This is a genomic window from Streptomyces sp. NPDC043876 (genome assembly GCF_056435825.1).
In genome coordinates this window covers 231456-248351 of record NZ_JBWKDV010000005.1, presented here as the reverse complement: position 1 = coordinate 248351, position 16896 = coordinate 231456, and the positions used below count along the sequence as shown (strand labels likewise).

The window sequence follows — 16896 nt, the reverse complement described above, 5'->3', positions numbered from 1 at the left end:
AAGGCGACCTAGCCGTGCTTCGAGGCCGGCCGGGGGCTGGACGCTGCCTGAAAACAGGCACGCGTCCGCCTTGAGAGGAGAGAGCGATGACGTACTACAAGGACCTCTGGTCCGAGGCGCTCGACCAGGTCGAGACCCTGGAGTGGGATGACATCGACGTCTCAGAGAACGTGGGCCCGATGGGTACCGCGCTTGTGGAGGCGTACGACAAGTTCGAGCGCGATGAGCTCAAGGTGGCGGCGGCCGTGAAGGCTGCTGGCATCCAGTTCGTCCACTACGACGTCGAGACCTTCCAGAAGGTCGTGGACTCCTTCCAGATCGAGTGGGAGAGCTTGGGCGAAGCCGGTCAGGAGTACTTGGACGACCACCACGACAACTTCCCTGTCGACTGGGTGGATCCGAATGCTGGGTTCTGGAAGCAGATCCGGCACGAGAACGAGGTGTGGGTCGAGTTCGACAACCGTCAGGAGATCTGGGTCTTTGAGCGGCTCGGGTCCTGACGTCGCGCGGATGGTCGCAAGGGGAGGTTCGACTCCTCCCCCGCGCACTGGGCCCCCTTGGGGTCTATCGAGAGGAGAGAGACATGAACACAACGGGTGAGCACATCCTTGACGGCGTCCAGTTTGAAGGGAACCCCACTCAGGGGTACGTCGCCAAGACGAACCGCGGGTGGGCCGCCCTGCCGGACGGCGTTGGAAACGGTGAGGAGCGTGAGTTCCTCGGGTTCCGAACGGCTTCGGCTGCCTGGGACGGTCTGCGCAAGATTCGTGCGCGCGATGATCGCCATGCACGTCTCGTCGGCGGGCCGGTGGCGGAGGTATTCGACCACCATCCGCTCTACCGCATGGGGCCCGAGGACCCGACACCGGATGGGGACCAGATCTTCACGGTCACCGTTGCTGGGTCCGGACGTCACGACGGAGAGAAGCCGTACAGCTACGTGGTTTCGGCGACCTACCGGCAGGAGGCGTGGATTACAGCCCTCACCTTCCATATGCGGGAGAGGGAGGACCTCGACTGCTTCGTGGTCGAGGCCGAGTCCTTCGACGGCCTGCCGCCCGAGGACGCTAACTACGGGTGGGAGGACCTGCGCGAGGACCCTTGGGAGACCGTGCGGGAGATCGCGCGTCGCATCAAGGAGCTCGACTCCCAATGGGAGGAGAAGAGCAAGGAGTACATGGACGGGGAAGGCAACTACAAGTCCGACTCGGCGATCAGGGCCTACGCCGAGCGGCGATTCGACGTCGCTCTGGAGGCTTGGGAGATCGCCAGCCGTCTTCCTGGCCCTGCACAGCTCTGACGGCAGCTGCCGTCACCCCGAGATCGTTAAGGCGACCTTGTCGGCTTCGAGGCCGGCCGGGGGCTGGACCCTGCCCGAAAGCGGGTGCGGGTCCGCCTTGAGAGGAGAGAGCAATGACAGTCATCGAGCGTCGTGTGCTTGAGGGCACGATCGTCCAGGCCCCGAAGACGTACACGTTCACTGTGGATGTCGAGGTGTCGGGTTCCGTTCTCGCGGACATCCTGACCACCGCGGTCGAGGGCGGCATCAACTACTGGTGCTCGGTCGAGCAGTACCGGTGGCAGAACCACGAGCCGCAGGACGTCTACGCCGTGGTCCGTGAGGACATGGACGTTCCCCTCCAGCACACGATCACGGTCGACACGATCCGCGAGGGCCTATACCGGCTGATTCGGCGGGAAGCGAAGTGCCACCTGAGCGAGGCCGATGCCCTCAAGCAGATGGCTCTGGACATCGTCTGCGACCCCGACGCGGACTACGACGCAGGAGACGCAGACAACATCGTCCAGGCCGGCCTGTTCAACGAGATCGCGTACGGCTGAGTCCTACAGCCCGGTCCCAGTTCGGGAGTGTGCGGGGTTCAGACCCCGTCCGGGCACGGGGACCTCTTCGGTCCCTTCCGTGAGAGGAGAGAGACATGCAGTTCCAAGGTTTCGAAGCCCGGGGATGGCTCAAGATACTTACCCCCGGCGCCGAGCGACTCTGGATGATCGGAGAGCGCGGTGCTGGCGACTACGTGGTCGCCTCCTGGGGCTCCAATACGGATCCCCAGCCTGGCCAGGAATGGGACCAGGGGCGGTACATCAAGGAGAAGTCGGTCGCGGTCTCCCGCTTTCTGGGCTTCTACGGTGCCGCGGTGGCCGACTACGGAGCTGAGCACGTCGCAATCTGGGGCCACCCCAGCTTCACCGGCGAGATCGACTGTGGCAGCGGCAGCACCCCAGAGTTGACCACCCTCCGCGGCATCCAGAGCGACGCTTTCGCTGGTGTCCGCACGTTGGATGAGGCCATCGCACACCTGGAAGGCCTCAGGTCATCCCGCTTGGCTGACGCCGCGAGAGCCACCGCGCAGCTGCTGTTCTTCGGTGCGCACATCTCCCCCGAGGACCTCGCGCTCGTTGACGCGTTCCCGTCTGTCCGCCGGCAGCTCCTTTCCGCAGCGGCCAGCGTCTGACAAACCCGCCGCATGTGGCCAGCCCCGTATCCGTCAAGGCGGATCACGCCAGCTTCGAGACTGGCCGGGGCGCTGGACCCTTCCAGGTCCTATCTGAGAGGAGAGAGACATGGCCAAGGGTGACTACTTGGAGCCGCACGAGGCCAGGGTCGGCATTCGCGTCACGCACCAATTCCGGAAGATCACGGGCGTGATCGACCACATCTCAACTGACGGTGCCTTCGTCTGGGTCGGCGAGCGGTACGTACTGATCGAGACGGACGACCAGATCCTGCTCCAGGACGCCTCGGTTGCTCACAACTCCGAGATCGTCCACGTCGAATTGACCGGCTCATCCGATACGTGGCGCGCAGCTCGGTGCAAGCTCTGCGGCTGGCAGTCCCGACCGCACACGACCGCGGCTGAGGCTAAGGGCGCCGGTGGGTGCCACAAGGAAAACCCGGAGCAGTTCCGGGCTGAGCAGCGCTGGGAACGCTGGAACAAGATCCGCGACGCGGTTCGGCAGTACGACGAGTTCGAGAGCTGGTGGGTCACCAAGCGGGACGAGTTCCGCGATGAGTACGGCGACTTCCGCGACGACCTTCGGGAGCAGTACGACAAAGCTGCGCAGGAGTACGACGAGAAGGTCTCCGACGTGATGTCGGGTCTGCGTGACCGCGTCAGCGAGCTGCTGAATACGGTGCACCTGCCGGCCTAGCCGCAGTACTGCACCAGCCCCGAATCCGTGCAGGCGGATCACGTCGGCATCGAGGCCGGCCGGGGCACTGCGGGCTGTTGCCCGCGCTCTGTGAGAGGAGAGAGTCATGACGTACGAACTGACATCCGTAGTCGTGTTGAAGCAGGTCCAAGCCGGTAATCGGACCGTGGACCTGGTTTTCGAAACGACTCAGGTCATGATTATGTCCGCCAGGCAAGTGGCGGCGGCCATCGCCGAGGCCATCCCGCACCGGCCCAAGTGTGCTGGTCACCGCTTTACCGTGAAGTACCACGACGGCGAGGTCTGGCGAAGCCTCCGAGCGGTGGGTCCGGCCCGGTCGGAGCGTCCGTTGGCGGTGGGTCGGTGAAGACCACTCTCGATCCTCGCCGCATGTTTAAGCGGGGTGAGTACGGCGAGTACGAGGTCCGTTACGGCAACGATTGGTATGCGGCCACGTTCCATGTGGGGACGGTCTGGAAGGACCCTAAGACCCAGCGCTGGTGTGGGCACACGGTCATTCGGCTGGAGCTCGGCCGTAAGGTCCACACAACGAAGATCGATGTGAAGGACTGTACGACCCGCGGTGACGCGGCGACCGCTCTGGAAGCGGCCTGGCAGGTGGTTGAGCCGGCTCGCACCGAAGCGGCTCCCAATTTCGAGCTGATCAGTGAGGAAATGGCAGCCCGCGAGGAGTCGTGATCGCGATGCTGTCACCCCGGAATCCGACAGGCGGAGCTCCCCAGCATCCGAGGCTGGGGCGGGGACGAAGGCCCGCAAGGGTCTCCATGAGAGGAGAGAGTGTGAACACCAAGATGCACGGCGAGAGCCGCGAGGCCCTGACCCCCCTGGCGCAGGCCTGCCTGGAGCGGGCGTACAGCATCCACGCCAGCATGCGCGACGCCAAGAATCGGGCCCGCCTCATGGGCAAGGACATCTCCCGGACGAAGCGTGTGATCGAGGCAGACGCCCGCTACCAGGGGGCGCTGGAGATGCTGGCCGTTGTCCTGGCGGAGTCCGGGATCAGCATGGCCGGCTACGGCGGGGAGCCTACGGCTGACCTGGCCCTGCCCTTCCTGGAGAAGTGGGCCCGCGAGACCGGCAGGGAAATGGGGCGATGACGGCGCCCGGCCAGGATCGGACAGACAAGCGCACGGCGAACAGGCGGGGACAGTAATGCAACAGATACAGACGCTTCGGCTGGTGCGGTTCACCCCGGAAGGCGTGACGCCGCTCGCGGACGTCGCCCAGGTCCTCACAGAAGCGGGCGAGCTGTCCCTGGCGATCACCACTTTCTCGTCCGATGTGGAAGTGGCAGAACCGGACGCAGAAGCGAAGCTCACAGAGGGCATGGAGCGCAAGCTGCGCATCCGGGAGCTGATGCAGGAGTACCAGCCGGCCATGCGAGAAGATGAGCTGCGCATCTGGGCGACGAACCTCGTCATCGAGCTGGAGGCCGACCAGGCGCAGTAGAGGTACCGGCGGTCCGGGGTGCAGTGGCATCCCGGACCGCCCCTTGAGAGGAGAGACATGGACGACCAGACCGAGTGGCTGCGACCCGAATTCAAAGACCGTGAGTCCGACCTGGTGGCGCTCAAGGATCTGGCCAAGCGCGAAGACGTCTCGCCTCAGACCCTCAACAACTGGATGGCGCGCCACGAGGCTTTCCCGAAGGTCGTGAAGATCGTGCGGGGCCGAACCACGACCAAGTACATCTCGCTCAGCGAGTTCGACACGTACAAGCGGAAGCGGGCGCGGACCGTCAAGAAGAAGCCCGCACCCCGCGCCACGCGCCGGCCCGTCATTGCGGTCCTTCGGGAAAGGGTCGAGGCGGCCGAAGCGAAGCAGGCCAAGCTCCGCCAAGAGGAGAAGTCGGCGGCTGCGGTGCTTCAAGAAGTGCTGGTGCGCTCGCACCAGGCGGACAAGGAGCTGGCCGACCTCAAGGCAAAGCTCAAGGCCGAGGTTGAAGCGGCCAGGCAGGTAGAGACCGACTCATAGCCCTGACGGTCACAGGTGGGGTTCGACTCCCGACCAGGGCACGATGTAGGGCACGTTTCCGGCCCTACAGCAGTGAGAGGAGAGGGCACAACGTGGCACAGAAAGTTCAGGTCCTGCTCGTTGACGACGTAGACGGGGGCGCAGCGGACGAAACCGTCGCCTTCGCGCTCGACGGCAAGACCTACGAGATCGATTTGTCGGCAGAGAACGCTGCCAAGCTCCGGGGTATCTTCACGCCGTACCAGGGCGCCGGGCGCAAGGTCAGCGGCAGAACCGGCACCAGGTCGGGGGCCAGGCGGACGCAGGTGCCTGCCAACGCCGCGACCATGCGGGCATGGGCCAAGTCGAACGGCTGGCCTGCCTTGAAGGACCGTGGCCGAGTACCGGCTGACGCGCGCGCCGCGTACGAGAAGGCCAACAAGGGCAGCTAACCCAGCCCAACAGGGAGAGGCCTCACCAAGATTCGGTGAGGCCTCTTTCGTTTTGTTTCCGTGAGAGGAGAGAGCGATGCAAGAGCGCACGGACAAGCAGACACTTGGCCTGGCACGCGAGATGGTCAAGGCCGTTGTGGCACACATCCGCGGTGGTGAAAGCCGCTATCCGGTTATCCGCGACGTTGCGGCCTTGATGGCAGCTGGTACCAAAGAGGTTCCGCCACACATCCTGCGAGCCGTTCCGGCGCACCCGGATGACCGCCGCGAGGTTCAGGCGACGGCCCGTGATGCGGCGGTCCACGCCCTGTGGCGGGGAGACGAGACCGTCCTCGCGATGGACGAGTACTTGCTGGCAGTTCTGTCGGAGTCTCCGGCTGAGTTGCCCACCGCGGCAGTCAGGGGTCTGCGGTTCAGGAACCCGCTCATCGTGCTCGCCACCCCGGACTTCTCAGATGAGGAGACACGTTACTACCGGGAGCACATTGGGATACCGCTGGGCGCTTATGTCTTCGGGCGTTGGGACCGCGGGCAGCTCCTGTGCTCGACGAACGACGATCGGTTCGAGGACCTGGGGGTGATGTTCGTCGGGTTCATCTCAACAGCCGGAGGCATGGTGCTCCAGACCCTGCGCTGCACGGTGCCACTCGGGCCGGAGAAGACGACGGTTACGGACGCTGTCGCCAGCACAATAGGCGGCTTCCACTTCTCCGAGGACCTTGGCGAGAGTGACATCACGCGCCTGTCGACGTGGCTACGGCGGTACCTCACTCAGGTGTTGCACACGGTGTCGTACGCCGGCAGCAATCCGGAGGACGCCGCGGTGTACCGCGTGCCGGCGAAGGCCAGCAAGAGCAAGAAGGGCCGACGTCAGCGGCCGGACGACGTCGATGGCTTCGTCAAGGTCGGTCCCCGGATCAGCCGCGAGATACGCGAACTGAGGCGGCCATCAAAGCTCCAGGCCGGTGAGCCGGGAGAAACAGCATGACTGGTACCGACGAGGAGTCCGTGGAAGCGCGGTACCAGCGGCTTATCGACCAGCATTTCGCCCTCAGGAACATTCATCCGGATGATCGAACCGAGGACGATTGCGCCGCATTGCGCGACACGTACGAGGAGCTCCGTGTGATCGTGTCCGCCGCGCCAGAGGGCTACAGCCTGCCGACGGTGGCAACGAACCTGATCAGCCACGCCGTAGATCACGGGTGGGGAAGTAACGTGCAGTGGACTCCGCCTGGCTACGACGGCGATCCGTACGTAATCGTCCTGGTAGGCCGCAGGGTTGCTGAAACAGACCGGAGCGACTATCGCGGCGACCGCTGGGTCTACAAGCTTGTATGGAGATCCAGAGGCTGCGGGCCAGGCCGCTTGCGATTGGCAGAGAAACTGGCTAATACCCCTGATTCGGGGGCTTCCGTAACTCGTCCCGCTCCCTCGATTGATGCCATATGTGCGGTAATTGCGCAGCATCCGGTCGAGAACACCAGCCCTGGGCAGACCGTGTAGCAGCGAAAGAGAGGGCCCCGCCGACGAATCGGTCGGGCCCTCCTCTCTAAACCCAGACGAAAAAAAAAGAACCAGCATGGCGATACACCCATCGCTAGCACTGGGCTTTGAAGACGGAAACCGCCGGAAGCCTGCCGTCCCAGTGGCAGGCTTCCATCCGAGAGAGGAGAGACACACGTGGAGCACATGAGAAACGAGCAGCCGCCACTGACCGCCGACGAGGTGGACACCCTCAGCAACGTCGTAAGGCTCGATTGGCGGTTCACGCCTGACCCGCGATTCATCCGGGAAGTTCTGGAGGGTGGCAGCGGCCTCACTATCAAGGGCGCCCGGCACTATGGCTGGCTCACCAACGGGGTGCCGGACATCGTTCTCAACGAGTTCGCCCGCGCGCTGGTTGGCGAGAACCAACCGCGGGGAGCGGAGTACGACGAGTGGGTGGCCTGGCGGAAGAACGTCGCTGAGGTCCACGCAGAGTGGGTGCGGAAGAAGGACAAGGACGGCCAGTGACTGGGCGAAGCAGGAAGGCGCAGCGCCTGGTCCCGGTGGTCTCCATGAACGGTGTACCCGCTACGGCCGCGGTGCCGACTGGGGCACCGGAGGTTGGGGGAGGTTTGCAGCCGGCGCTTGCGCTCGTAGGCACTGCGCAGGATTCGAGGGCAGCGGTCGACGCATTTCTTGAACGGCACCACTTCGCACCGAGCGGTGAGGTTGCGCGGGCGAAGGACTCGCAGACCCGCTGGACGATCGAACGGGACGGACGAGTCGTCGTCACGTTCCTGGCTGATGACGAGGTGGCGCACGTGGCGTTGCCCTGCGAGGAGGGTGTGCGCCGTTGGGCAGCCCTGGCCATCGCTACGGGCGGGACGCTGGCGGTGTGGTTCCTTCCCGAAATGTCGGGGATGGGTACGGAGGACATCAGCCAGCGGATCTCCCCCGGTGGTGGTGAGTGGTGGCGCTTGAGCGTCGGATTCGTGCCCGCCTGAGGTCTGAGCCGGTGCGACGAAACCAGGAAGCCTGTCACACCTCTGTGGCAGGCTTCCGTCCCTGAGAGGAGAGACGTATGCGTGGAGCAGATCTGGAGGAGTCAGGTGAGTGAGCAGAAGCGGGTTGCGGTCTTCGCGCGAAGGCCTCCCGCGGGTAATCCGCTGTCGGTGGACTTGCAGCGCGTGCAGTGCGAGCGGTGGGCCGAGGAGCGCGGAATGGACGTGGTGAAGTCCTACGAAGCCCTCGGTGGCCATGACGTGTATCTGGATCTGCTCGGTGACGTCGGCCGCGGTGAGTTCGACGCTGTGGTGGCCTCTGAACCCCCGAGGTACGGCCGGCGATCGGCGCAGCTGAAGACGCTGGTGCAGGTGGCGCAGAAGGCTGGCGTCTCGGTGCACGTGGTCTCGGGTGGGGACACTGATCTCGCATCGGCCGCCGGAACCTCAACGTTGGAATTGATGGCCGCTGCGGAGGCCCACGTGCCGGATGCTAGCGAGGCCGACCAGGACGCAGAGGAGAGCGAGCCGCTCTACTGGTTCTGCAACTCCTGCGGCGAGGAGGTCCAGGACCAGTTCACCCAGTGCTGCGACGACGGAGAAAACGAGTCGTACGCCCAGTAACAACGAGGCCCCCGGCTCCCTTGTGGAGCGCGGGGGCTTCGTCATGTCTGGATCTAGGCGGGGATGTACACGGTCACCTTCCAGACGGAGTCGCTGTGGTCGTCCACGGTGACGAGGCGGCCGTTGGTCACGGCCTTGTCGACCTCCGCAGCCAGTTCCACAGCCGTGGAACCGCCGCCGAGGAGCGGGTGGTACCTCTTCGGCCAGAAGTGCTCGGTGGTTCGGAAGGGCTGGGGCGTGGAATCCACGACGCCTCCTTGGGTCACGGAGAGGCGCTGCGGGCGCAGTCCTTGCTCCAACCCTTACGTGCTGTTCTGGGGCGTCTTACAGTACGACCCGAGGATTCTTTGCCTAAGCGTGACAATGCCGCGGACGCCATGAGTAGGTACGGGACGATTCCCGGGGTTGGGATCTTCCGAAAGGCCCGTTTGGGCGTGCAGTCTCTGCCAGGATTCGGCTATGACTGATGATCATTTTGGGCGGGTGCGGCCTGCACCGTCGAGCCCGCCGGCGCACGAGCGGTACTTGCGCTCAGTGGATCGCCTGAGATCGGAGTACGCGGCTGGCGAGGGCTCCCGGACGGTGACGTTGACGCTGGCGCAGCGGGCATACCTGGCTCGCGTCCTGGAGGGGCAGCCAGGGCGGGAGGCGGAGAGCTTGCGGATGGTTCTGGACCTGGACGAGCCGGGTCTGGACGTTTCGGACGAGCCCGAAAAACTAGTTTCCGCAGGTCAGGAGGGTTTTCATACAAGTAGGTGTTGACTCACGTCGCGTGTCCACGTGCAGCCAGACCCGCTTGCCGCGGCGCTTGCCCTCGCGGTCGGCCCAGCGCAGCACCTCTTCGAAGGTGGGGACCTCCCAGCGGCCGTCGTAGAGCGTGTTGCGCTGGCGGACGGCGGGGATGCGTTCCTTCGCGCGCAGGGTCTTCAGCTCGGCGAGGGTGAAGTCCTCGGTGAACCAGCCGGTGACGGAGACGCCGTCCACGGACTTGGTGGCCCGCCGGGAGGCGAACTCCGGTCGCTCGCCGACGTCCGTGGTGCCGCCGATCTCGTTCTCGTGCCGGCAGACCAGGTGCCCGTCCCGGGTGGGGACCAGGTCCTGCTCGATGACGTCCGCGCCGAGGTCGAGGGCCAGCTGGTAGGAGCCGAGAGTGTGTTCGGGCCGGTAGCCGCTGGCCCCCCGGTGGCCGATGACCGTGGGGTACGGCAGCTCGCGGTAGCCCCCGCCGTCGCCGTACACCTGCGCGCCGGCCGCCTGCGCGCCGTCCGCGCCCGCTGCCGCCGCCGGTCCCGCGCCGAGCGCGAGCGCTCCGCCGCCCGCCGCCAGTACGGCCGCCCCCAGCACCGCGCGCCTGCCTGCCCCGCCCTGCGCCATCTTCGCCCTCATCCCGTTCGGACCGCCCGGAGCCTTCGCCCCCGGTCGGCGACCGATGGTAGGCAGCGGCCGGTGGCGCGCGGGCGATGCCCGGCGGGACGGGCGGAAAACATGGCGGAAACGTGCGTCAACTTTGGGTATCGGCCTCGTGAACCCGATGTGCGATCAGTGGGGACCCGCGAGTATCGTCCTCACCTGCACTGAGCACGCGCGGTGCTGAAGACGCATTCGATGCCGGAGGGCCCACGTTGTCCCGTATTGCGCTCATCAAAGCCACTGTCGGACCGGTCATGCGGATGATGTTCCGCACCCGTGTCGAGGGTGCCGAGAACATTCCGGGGACCGGGCCGGTCATCCTCGCGGGCAACCACCTGACCTTCATCGATTCGATGATCCTGCCCCTGGTGTGCGACCGCCAGGTGCACTTCATCGGCAAGGACGAGTACGTCACGGGCAAGGGTCTCAAGGGCCGCGCCATGGCCTGGTTCTTCACCGGCTCCGGCATGGTCCCGGTGGACCGCGACGGCGCCAACGGCGGGGTCGCCGCCTTGATGACCGGTCGCAGGATCCTCGAAGAGGGCAAGATCTTCGGCATCTACCCGGAGGGCACCCGCTCCCCCGACGGCCGCCTCTACCGCGGCCGCACCGGCATCGCCCGGCTCACCCTGATGACCGGCGCCCCCGTGGTCCCGTTCGCGGTGATCGGTACCGACAAGCTCCAGCCCGGCGGCAAGGGCATGCCGCGCCCGGGCCGGGTCACCGTCCGCTTCGGCGAGCCGATGGAGTTCTCCCGGTACGAGGGCATGGACCGCGACCGGTACGTCCTGCGCGCGGTCACCGACTCGGTGATGACCGAGGTCATGCGGCTCTCGGGCCAGGAGTACGTCGACATGTACGCGACCAAGGCCAAGGCGGCCTGAGCCCGTACGTCCCCGTCCGGTACACCAGCGTCCCGCGCGCCGCGCTACTGCCTGCTCAGTGACCGGCTGACGCCCGCCGCGGTGGTCGTCGCCAGCACCCAGCCCGTCACGATCAGCAGGTACGAGAGCCACTGGTACCCGCCCCGCGGACCGAAGGCCTCCTCCTGCCCGAAGCCGATGATCGGCAGCATCAGGTCGAGCGTGTAGAAGACCGGGTTGAACTCGGGCGCCTCGCCGGGTTTGAGCGGGGGCGGCGGCCGCAGCCCGTACGCGAGGGCGCCCGTGCACAGCAGGGCCACGAGCCAGCCCGCCGCGCGCAGCGGCCGGAAGCCGTACCCCACGGTGACGTCCTGGAGCAGCCCCCACACCCGGGCGTGCCGGGGCAGGGTGCGCCGGTGCCTGCGGAGTTTGGCGAGCAGCACGCTGCGGGCGCCCGCCTCGTCCCCCGCCGTGCGGTAGGCGGCGGCCAGTTGCTCGTAGGCGTACGGAAGGTAGCCCGCGTCCTCCCGCTCCAGGACGGGCAGCCGCTGCTCGGCGGGCAGGTGCGGGCGCAGCGAGCGGTAGCTCAGCCCGTCCAGGGAGACCGTTTCCGGCCATCCGCCGGGTTCCACGTGGAGCAGGTCGCACTGGGAGCGGCGCAGGTTCACCGCGCCCTGGACGGTGTCGCAGCCGCGCAGCCAGATCTCGCCGATCGCGCAGCTGGAGGCGCGCAGGGCGGTGCCGCCCGGGTTGGCCAGGCGGGAGTGAGCGAGGCCCAGTTGGCCCGGTATCCGGGACCCGGTGAAGTTGACCCGGCCCCGCGCGTGCAGGCCGCGGGCGCGGACGTCGGTGCCGACGCTGAGGCTCTCGGCGTGCAGCGCCTCGCCGCCCGGATTGAGCAGGCGGGCTCCTTCGAGGGTGATCCGGCCGCCGACGGTGGCGCCGTTGATGCGCGTCTGGCCGTGGACGGTCAGCCCCGGGGCGATGACGTCGGTGCCGATGGCGGCGTGGTTGAGCTGGAGCGCGGGTTCGGCGTCCTCGACGGCTCCGCCGCTCTCCCCGGGCGCCGCACGGCCCGGCGGGGTGCCGATGACGGCGCCGGTGAGGAAGAGGCCCCCGGCGATCCGGGCGCCGGCGAGCCGGACCGGTCCGGTGATCCGGCAGCAGGACAGCCGCAGCACCACGTCGACGCTGACGGTGGCGGCGGTCAGACCCGGCAGGGCGGAGTCGCTCAGGACGAACGCGCGCAACCGGGCTCCGTAGAGCAGGGGTTTGCGCTCGAACCAGCAGCCGCGGAGCCGGACCGGGTGCTCGACGACGGCGTACTTGAGGTCGAGCTTGCCGGTGATGCGGAAGCCCTTGAGGTTGAGCCCGGCGACCTGGCCCCCGGCCCCGCCGCCGCCGAGCAGGAGGGCGGTGAGCACCTCGGCCCGTACGGTCCGCTCGGGTCCCCAGGCCGCGCCGTCGGCGGCGCTCTCGTCGGGGTCCTGGCGGGCGTCGACGCGTTCGCCGCGCGGGAAGGCGTCCCACACGCGGCGTTCGGCCGGGGTCAGGTCGGTCGGGGTCGGGTCGGTCGGCTCCATCGCGGGGATGGTGTCGTGCGCATGATCACCGTGTCAACTCCGCGCACGACAGCGCCCCTTGGGTCTGCCCCGGGACGCTGCCGCAGCGTCAGTGTTCGAGGCCGTCCTGCAACTCCTGGCCCTTGAGCAGGAACCAGGCGGCGGCGGCCGTGGCGAGCAGGACGGCCGCGCCGACGCCCGCGGCGAGCCGCAGGCCGTCCACGAAGGCCTCCTGGGCCGCGTCGACCATCACCTGGGCGGTGTGCGGGTCGAGCGTCCTGGCCGCCTCGACGGCCCCGCCGAGGGATTCGTGCGCGGCGGTGGCGACCGGTCCGGAGACCGAAGCCGGGGCGGTGAAGGTCTGGTAGACCCCGGTGACGATGGAGCCGAGCAGGGCGATGCCGAGGGCGGCGCCGAGTTCGTACGCCGTCTCGGAGACGGCCGAGGCCGAACCGGCCTGCTCCTTGGGCACGCTGGAGAGGATCACGTCGGCGGTGACGGTGAAGGAGAAGCCCGCGCCGAGGCCGACGACGAGCAGGGCGGCGCCGAGCAGCGGGTAGCCGGTCTCCTTGCCGATGACGGTGAGGGCGCCCAGCGCCAGGCCGATCGCGGCGAGCCCGCCGGTGACGACGACGCGTACGGAGTACTTGCGGGCGAAGCGGCCCGCGAGCAGACCGGTGACCACCGCGCCGACGGCGGCGGGCAGTTCGGCCAGGCCCGCTTCCAGCGGCTCGCGGCCCTGGACGAGCTGGAGGAACTGCGAGAGGAAGAAGACCAGGCCGGAGAGGCCGAAGACGGTGAGCAGGTCGGCGAGGACCGCGCCGGAGAAGCCGCGGTGCTTGAAGAGCTTCATGTCGAGCAGGGGCGCGGCCAGCGTGTGCTGGCGGCGGACGAAGGCGTAGAGCATGGCGGCGCCGAGGACCGCGGCCGTCCAGACCTCCCAGGTGAGGCCGTCGGTGGCGGCCTGCTTGACGGCGTAGACGACGCCGATGATGCCGACGAGCGAGAGGGCGACGCTGAGCAGGTCCCAGGGGCCCTTCGCGGGGCTCTTCGATTCGGGCAGCAGCTTGATGCCGACGACGACCAGCACGATCATCACGGGCAGGTTGATGAGGAAGACCGAACCCCAGTAGAAGTGCTGGAGCAGCGCACCGCCGATCACGGGGCCGATGGCGGCGCCGGCCGAGGCGGTGGCGCCCCAGATGCCGATGGCGAGGCTGCGTTCCTTGGGGTCGTGGAAGATGTTGCGGATCAGCGCGAGGGTGGACGGCATCAGGGTCGCGCCGGCGACGCCGAGCAGCGCGCGGGCCACGATCATCATCTCGGGGCTGGTCGCGTAGGCGTTCAGGACCGAGACGATGCCGAAGGCGGTGGCGCCGAGCAGCAGCAGCTTCTTGCGGCCGATGCGGTCGCCGAGGGAGCCCATGGAGACGAGCAGACCGGCGATGACGAAGGAGTAGACGTCGCCGATCCACAGCAGCTGGGTGCCGGACGGCTTGAGGTCTTCGCTCAGGGAGGGCGTGGCGAGGCCGAGGACGGTGGCGTCGACCGCGACCAGCAGCACGGCCAGCACGAGGACCGAGAGCGCGACCCAGCGCCCGGGGCTCTTGCCGTCCTCCGTCCCCTTCCGCCTGCTCAGCTCTTCGGTTCTGGTCATTTCTCCACGCTCCGTCGTGCGCCACCGAGCAGCAACTCGGTGATCATGTAATGGAAGTCCTTGGCGGCGACCCGGCCGTCCATGACGGCCCAGGCGCAGGTGCCGATGAGCCCGTACAGGGCTTCGGTGAGCCAGGCCGGGCTCAGGTCGATCCGGATGTCGCCCTCCTGCTGGCCGCGCTTGAAGAGCGCCGAGACGCGGGCGTCGAGCCGGGCCCAGCCCTCGTGGACCTCGTCGCCCTCGAAGAGCTGGTTCTCGGTGACGAGGAAGGCCAGCAGCAGGGCGTTCGGCTCGGCCTCGGCGACGAGGCGCCCCAGGGCCTCGACGGCGCTCCCCTGGTCGAGGCGCGCCGTGTCGAAGGCGATCTCGAACTCGCGGATGCCGAGTTCCTCCAGGGCCCGTACGAGGGCGTCGCGCCCGGCGAAGTGCCGGTGCAGGGTCGCGCGCCCGATGCCGGCGGCGCGGGCGACCTCGTCCATCGTCGCGGTCGATTTGCGGGAGAGCAGGGCCGCCGCAGCGCGGAGCACCTGGTCACGATCCATGGCCATGAGACAACCATAACCCGAATGAGACGTTGGTGTCTCATTGGATATTCGGATGCCCCACCGGGGGCACGGAAGGAATCCTGCCGTGATGACGACGAAGCCACTGCTGCTAATCGATGTGGACGGTCCGCTGAATCCCTACGCGGCCAAGCCGCAGCGGCGTCCCGCGGGCTACACCACGCACCGGATGCGCCCCACCGGCTGGACGGGGGCCGAGAGCGCGAAGCCGCTGCGGGTGTGGCTCAACCCGGGGCACGGCGCGGAGCTGCTGGCGCTGGCGGACGCGTACGAGCTGGTCTGGGCGACGACCTGGAAGGACGAGGCCAACGACTGGATCGGCCCGCACCTGGCGCTGCCGCGGCTGCCTTTCATCGACTGGCCGCAGATGCACGGGAGGGCGCCCCGCGGGACCTTCTGGAAGACCCAGTACGTCCTGGAGTACGCGCAGGGCAGGCCGTTCGCGTGGGTCGACGACGACATCACGCCGATGGACCGGGAGTACGTCGACCCACGCCACCCGGCCCGGGCCCTGTTGCTGCGCATAGACGAGCGGGTCGGGCTGCTCCGGGAGGACTTCGCGCGACTGGCCGACTGGGCGGCGTAGGCCCGGGTACGCGGCAGGGGGCGGCCGGGGCGTTCGCCCCGCCGGCCCCCTGCGCGACTGCTACGACTGCTAGTTCTTGTGGTTCGCCCAGGCGTGCTGGATGACCAGGTCCGCCTTCAGTTCGTTCAGCTGGACGGCGACCGCGCTCGGGGCGGTGCCGCCGCGGCCGTTGCGGGAGGCCAGGGCGCCGGGCACGTTGAGGACCGTGCGGACCTCCGGGGTGAGGTGCTCGGAGATCTTCGCGAACTGCTCGTCCGTCAGCTCATCCAGTTCGATGCCCAGGCCCTCGCACTCCTTGACGCACTCGCCCGCGACCTCGTGCGCCACCCGGAAGGGCACTCCCTGGCGGACCAGCCACTCGGCGATGTCGGTGGCGAGGGAGAACCCGGCCGGGGCCAGCTCCTCCATCCGCGCCCGGTTGACCGTGAGGGTCGCCATCATGCCGGTGAAGGCGGGCAGCAGGACCTCAAGGGTGTCGCAGGAGTCGAAGACCGGCTCCTTGTCCTCCTGGAGGTCCCGGTTGTAGGCCAGCGGCAGGGCCTTGAGGGTGGCGAGCAGACCGGTCAGGTTGCCGATGAGACGGCCCGACTTGCCGCGCGCCAGCTCCGCGATGTCCGGGTTCTTCTTCTGCGGCATGATCGAGGAGCCGGTGGAGAACGCGTCGTGCAGGGTGACGAAGGAGAACTCCTTCGTGTTCCAGATGATGATCTCCTCGGCGATCCGGGACAGGTTGATCCCGATCATCGCCGTGATGAATGCGAACTCCGCGACGAAGTCCCGCGAGGCCGTGCCGTCGATGGAGTTGCCGACCGAGCCGCGCTCGAAGCCGAGGTCCGCCGCCACCTGCTCGGGGTCCAGGCCGAGCGAGGAGCCCGCGAGCGCGCCCGAGCCGTACGGGGAGACCGCGGTCCGGGTGTCCCACTGCCGCAGCCGCTCCGCGTCCCGGGAGAGGGACTGCACGTGCGCCAGCACGTGGTGCGCGAAGAGCACCGGCTGCGCGTGCTGGAGGTGGGTCCGGCCGGGCATCGCCACGTCGGCGTGCGCCTCGGCGAGGCCGACGAGCGCGTCCTGGAGGTCGGCGATCAGCGAGCCGATGATCCGGGCGTGGTCGCGCAGGTACATCCGGAAGAGCGTGGCGACCTGGTCGTTGCGCGAGCGGCCGGCCCGCAGCTTGCCGCCGAGGTCGGGGCCGAGCAGCTCCAGCAGACCGCGCTCCAGGGCGGTGTGCACGTCCTCGTCGGCGATGGTGCCCACCAGGGCGCCGGACTCGACGTCGGCCGCGAGCCGGTCCAGCCCGTCCGACATGCGCTGGAGTTCGTCGGCCGTGAGCAGGCCCGCCTTGTGCAGGACGCGGGCGTGGGCGCGCGAACCGGCGATGTCGTACGGCGCGAGGCGCCAGTCGAAGTGGACCGACGCGGACAGCTTCGCGAGGGCCTCGGCGGGACCGTCGGCGAACCGGCCGCCCCAGAGCCGGACGTCACCGTTGTTGCTGCTCACAGCTACTGCTCCTCAAGAGGTGGGTGTACGACGGCCTCCCCGTCGCGG

The 16896-nt window shown here is 67.9% G+C and carries 23 protein-coding genes and 1 pseudogene; 18 read left to right on the top strand and 6 right to left on the bottom strand.

Translation table 11 applies throughout. From position 1 onward, the window contains the following. Nucleotides 1-86: 86 nt before the first annotated feature. The 16 genes from AC0693_RS18175 to AC0693_RS18100 all read left to right on the top strand — a co-directional run bounded on the left by AC0693_RS18175 (nt 87) and on the right by AC0693_RS18100 (nt 8710). A complete protein-coding gene (locus AC0693_RS18175) occupies nt 87-500 on the top strand; it encodes a hypothetical protein (protein ID WP_478741957.1) in 414 nt (137 codons plus the stop codon). An 83-nt stretch (nt 501-583) separates the two neighbouring features. Further along, the gene (locus tag AC0693_RS18170) at nt 584-1300 is read left to right on the top strand and encodes a hypothetical protein (protein WP_478741958.1); all 717 of its coding nucleotides are present in this window, start codon (nt 584-586) and stop codon (nt 1298-1300) included. A gap of 113 nt (nt 1301-1413) precedes the next feature. After that, nucleotides 1414-1842: a hypothetical protein gene (locus AC0693_RS18165; protein ID WP_478741959.1), complete on the top strand. Its 429-nt coding sequence runs from the start codon at nt 1414-1416 to the stop codon at nt 1840-1842. Between the two features lie 95 nt (nt 1843-1937). Further along, entirely contained in the window at nt 1938-2474 is a 537-nt protein-coding gene (locus AC0693_RS18160) for a hypothetical protein (RefSeq protein ID WP_478741960.1), read from the top strand. 109 nt (nt 2475-2583) lie between these two features. Further along, on the top strand, nt 2584-3171 hold the full coding sequence (locus AC0693_RS18155; protein WP_478741961.1) for a hypothetical protein: 588 nt from the start codon (nt 2584-2586) through the stop codon (nt 3169-3171). Nucleotides 3172-3277: 106 nt separating this feature from the next. Continuing rightward, nucleotides 3278-3538, top strand: coding sequence for a hypothetical protein (locus AC0693_RS18150; protein WP_478741962.1), 261 nt, complete (start codon nt 3278-3280; stop codon nt 3536-3538). Continuing rightward, nucleotides 3535-3870, top strand: a complete 336-nt coding sequence (locus tag AC0693_RS18145) for a hypothetical protein (RefSeq protein ID WP_478741964.1) — start codon at nt 3535-3537, stop codon at nt 3868-3870. The genes AC0693_RS18150 and AC0693_RS18145 overlap by 4 nt, the downstream gene beginning before the upstream one ends. A 101-nt stretch (nt 3871-3971) precedes the next feature. Then, nucleotides 3972-4289 carry a hypothetical protein gene (locus tag AC0693_RS18140; RefSeq protein WP_478741966.1) on the top strand — a complete coding sequence of 106 codons (318 nt, stop codon included), beginning with the start codon at nt 3972-3974 and terminating at the stop codon, nt 4287-4289. A gap of 55 nt (nt 4290-4344) precedes the next feature. Next, a complete protein-coding gene (locus tag AC0693_RS18135; protein WP_478741968.1) occupies nt 4345-4641 on the top strand; it encodes a hypothetical protein in 297 nt (98 codons plus the stop codon). Nucleotides 4642-4698: 57 nt separating this feature from the next. Next, entirely contained in the window at nt 4699-5166 is a 468-nt protein-coding gene (locus AC0693_RS18130; protein ID WP_478741969.1) for a hypothetical protein, read from the top strand. Between the two features lie 92 nt (nt 5167-5258). Next, nucleotides 5259-5597 carry a histone-like nucleoid-structuring protein Lsr2 gene (locus AC0693_RS18125; protein ID WP_478741970.1) on the top strand — a complete coding sequence of 113 codons (339 nt, stop codon included), beginning with the start codon at nt 5259-5261 and terminating at the stop codon, nt 5595-5597. Nucleotides 5598-5673: 76 nt separating this feature from the next. Then, a complete protein-coding gene (locus AC0693_RS18120) occupies nt 5674-6585 on the top strand; it encodes an AcrVA2 family anti-CRISPR protein (RefSeq protein ID WP_478741972.1) in 912 nt (303 codons plus the stop codon). Then, the gene (locus AC0693_RS18115; RefSeq protein ID WP_478741973.1) at nt 6582-7103 is read left to right on the top strand and encodes a hypothetical protein; all 522 of its coding nucleotides are present in this window, start codon (nt 6582-6584) and stop codon (nt 7101-7103) included. The genes AC0693_RS18120 and AC0693_RS18115 overlap by 4 nt, the downstream gene beginning before the upstream one ends. Before the next feature lie 177 nt (nt 7104-7280). Next, nucleotides 7281-7613, top strand: coding sequence for a hypothetical protein (locus AC0693_RS18110; RefSeq protein WP_478741975.1), 333 nt, complete (start codon nt 7281-7283; stop codon nt 7611-7613). 104 nt (nt 7614-7717) lie between these two features. Beyond that, nucleotides 7718-8089 (top strand): hypothetical protein, encoded by a 372-nt coding sequence (locus AC0693_RS18105; RefSeq protein ID WP_478741976.1) that lies wholly within the window; start codon nt 7718-7720, stop codon nt 8087-8089. Nucleotides 8090-8170: 81 nt separating this feature from the next. Further along, nucleotides 8171-8710: a recombinase family protein gene (locus AC0693_RS18100; protein ID WP_478741977.1), complete on the top strand. Its 540-nt coding sequence runs from the start codon at nt 8171-8173 to the stop codon at nt 8708-8710. 53 nt (nt 8711-8763) lie between these two features. On the opposite strand, the gene AC0693_RS18095 is transcribed toward AC0693_RS18100, so the two are convergent. Both AC0693_RS18095 and AC0693_RS18090 read right to left on the bottom strand, forming a co-directional pair. Next, nucleotides 8764-8958 (bottom strand): hypothetical protein, encoded by a 195-nt coding sequence (locus AC0693_RS18095; RefSeq protein ID WP_478741978.1) that lies wholly within the window; start codon nt 8956-8958, stop codon nt 8764-8766. 487 nt (nt 8959-9445) lie between these two features. Next, nucleotides 9446-10096, bottom strand: a pseudogene (locus tag AC0693_RS18090) (glycerophosphodiester phosphodiesterase family protein); the annotation flags it as partial. A gap of 278 nt (nt 10097-10374) precedes the next feature. On the opposite strand from AC0693_RS18090, the gene AC0693_RS18085 reads away from it, so the two are divergent. Further along, nucleotides 10375-11004 carry a lysophospholipid acyltransferase family protein gene (locus AC0693_RS18085; protein ID WP_356411996.1) on the top strand — a complete coding sequence of 210 codons (630 nt, stop codon included), beginning with the start codon at nt 10375-10377 and terminating at the stop codon, nt 11002-11004. A 44-nt stretch (nt 11005-11048) separates the two neighbouring features. Here AC0693_RS18085 and AC0693_RS18080 read toward each other — a convergent pair whose 3' ends face one another. The 3 genes from AC0693_RS18080 to AC0693_RS18070 all read right to left on the bottom strand — a co-directional run bounded on the left by AC0693_RS18080 (nt 11049) and on the right by AC0693_RS18070 (nt 14750). Next, nucleotides 11049-12566, bottom strand: a complete 1518-nt coding sequence (locus AC0693_RS18080; protein WP_478802333.1) for a membrane-associated oxidoreductase — start codon at nt 12564-12566, stop codon at nt 11049-11051. 88 nt (nt 12567-12654) lie between these two features. Beyond that, nucleotides 12655-14202: an MFS transporter gene (locus AC0693_RS18075; protein WP_478802332.1), complete on the bottom strand. Its 1548-nt coding sequence runs from the start codon at nt 14200-14202 to the stop codon at nt 12655-12657. Then, a complete protein-coding gene (locus AC0693_RS18070) occupies nt 14199-14750 on the bottom strand; it encodes a TetR/AcrR family transcriptional regulator (protein WP_469320330.1) in 552 nt (183 codons plus the stop codon). Before AC0693_RS18070 ends, AC0693_RS18075 begins: the two co-directional genes overlap by 4 nt. An 85-nt stretch (nt 14751-14835) precedes the next feature. Here AC0693_RS18070 and AC0693_RS18065 point away from each other — a divergent pair, with 85 nt between their 5' ends. Beyond that, nucleotides 14836-15351, top strand: a complete 516-nt coding sequence (locus tag AC0693_RS18065; RefSeq protein WP_478802331.1) for an HAD domain-containing protein — start codon at nt 14836-14838, stop codon at nt 15349-15351. Nucleotides 15352-15420: 69 nt separating this feature from the next. On the opposite strand, the gene argH is transcribed toward AC0693_RS18065, so the two are convergent. Next, a complete protein-coding gene (gene argH, locus AC0693_RS18060; protein ID WP_356411983.1) occupies nt 15421-16848 on the bottom strand; it encodes an argininosuccinate lyase in 1428 nt (475 codons plus the stop codon). Nucleotides 16849-16896: the final 48 nt, after the last annotated feature.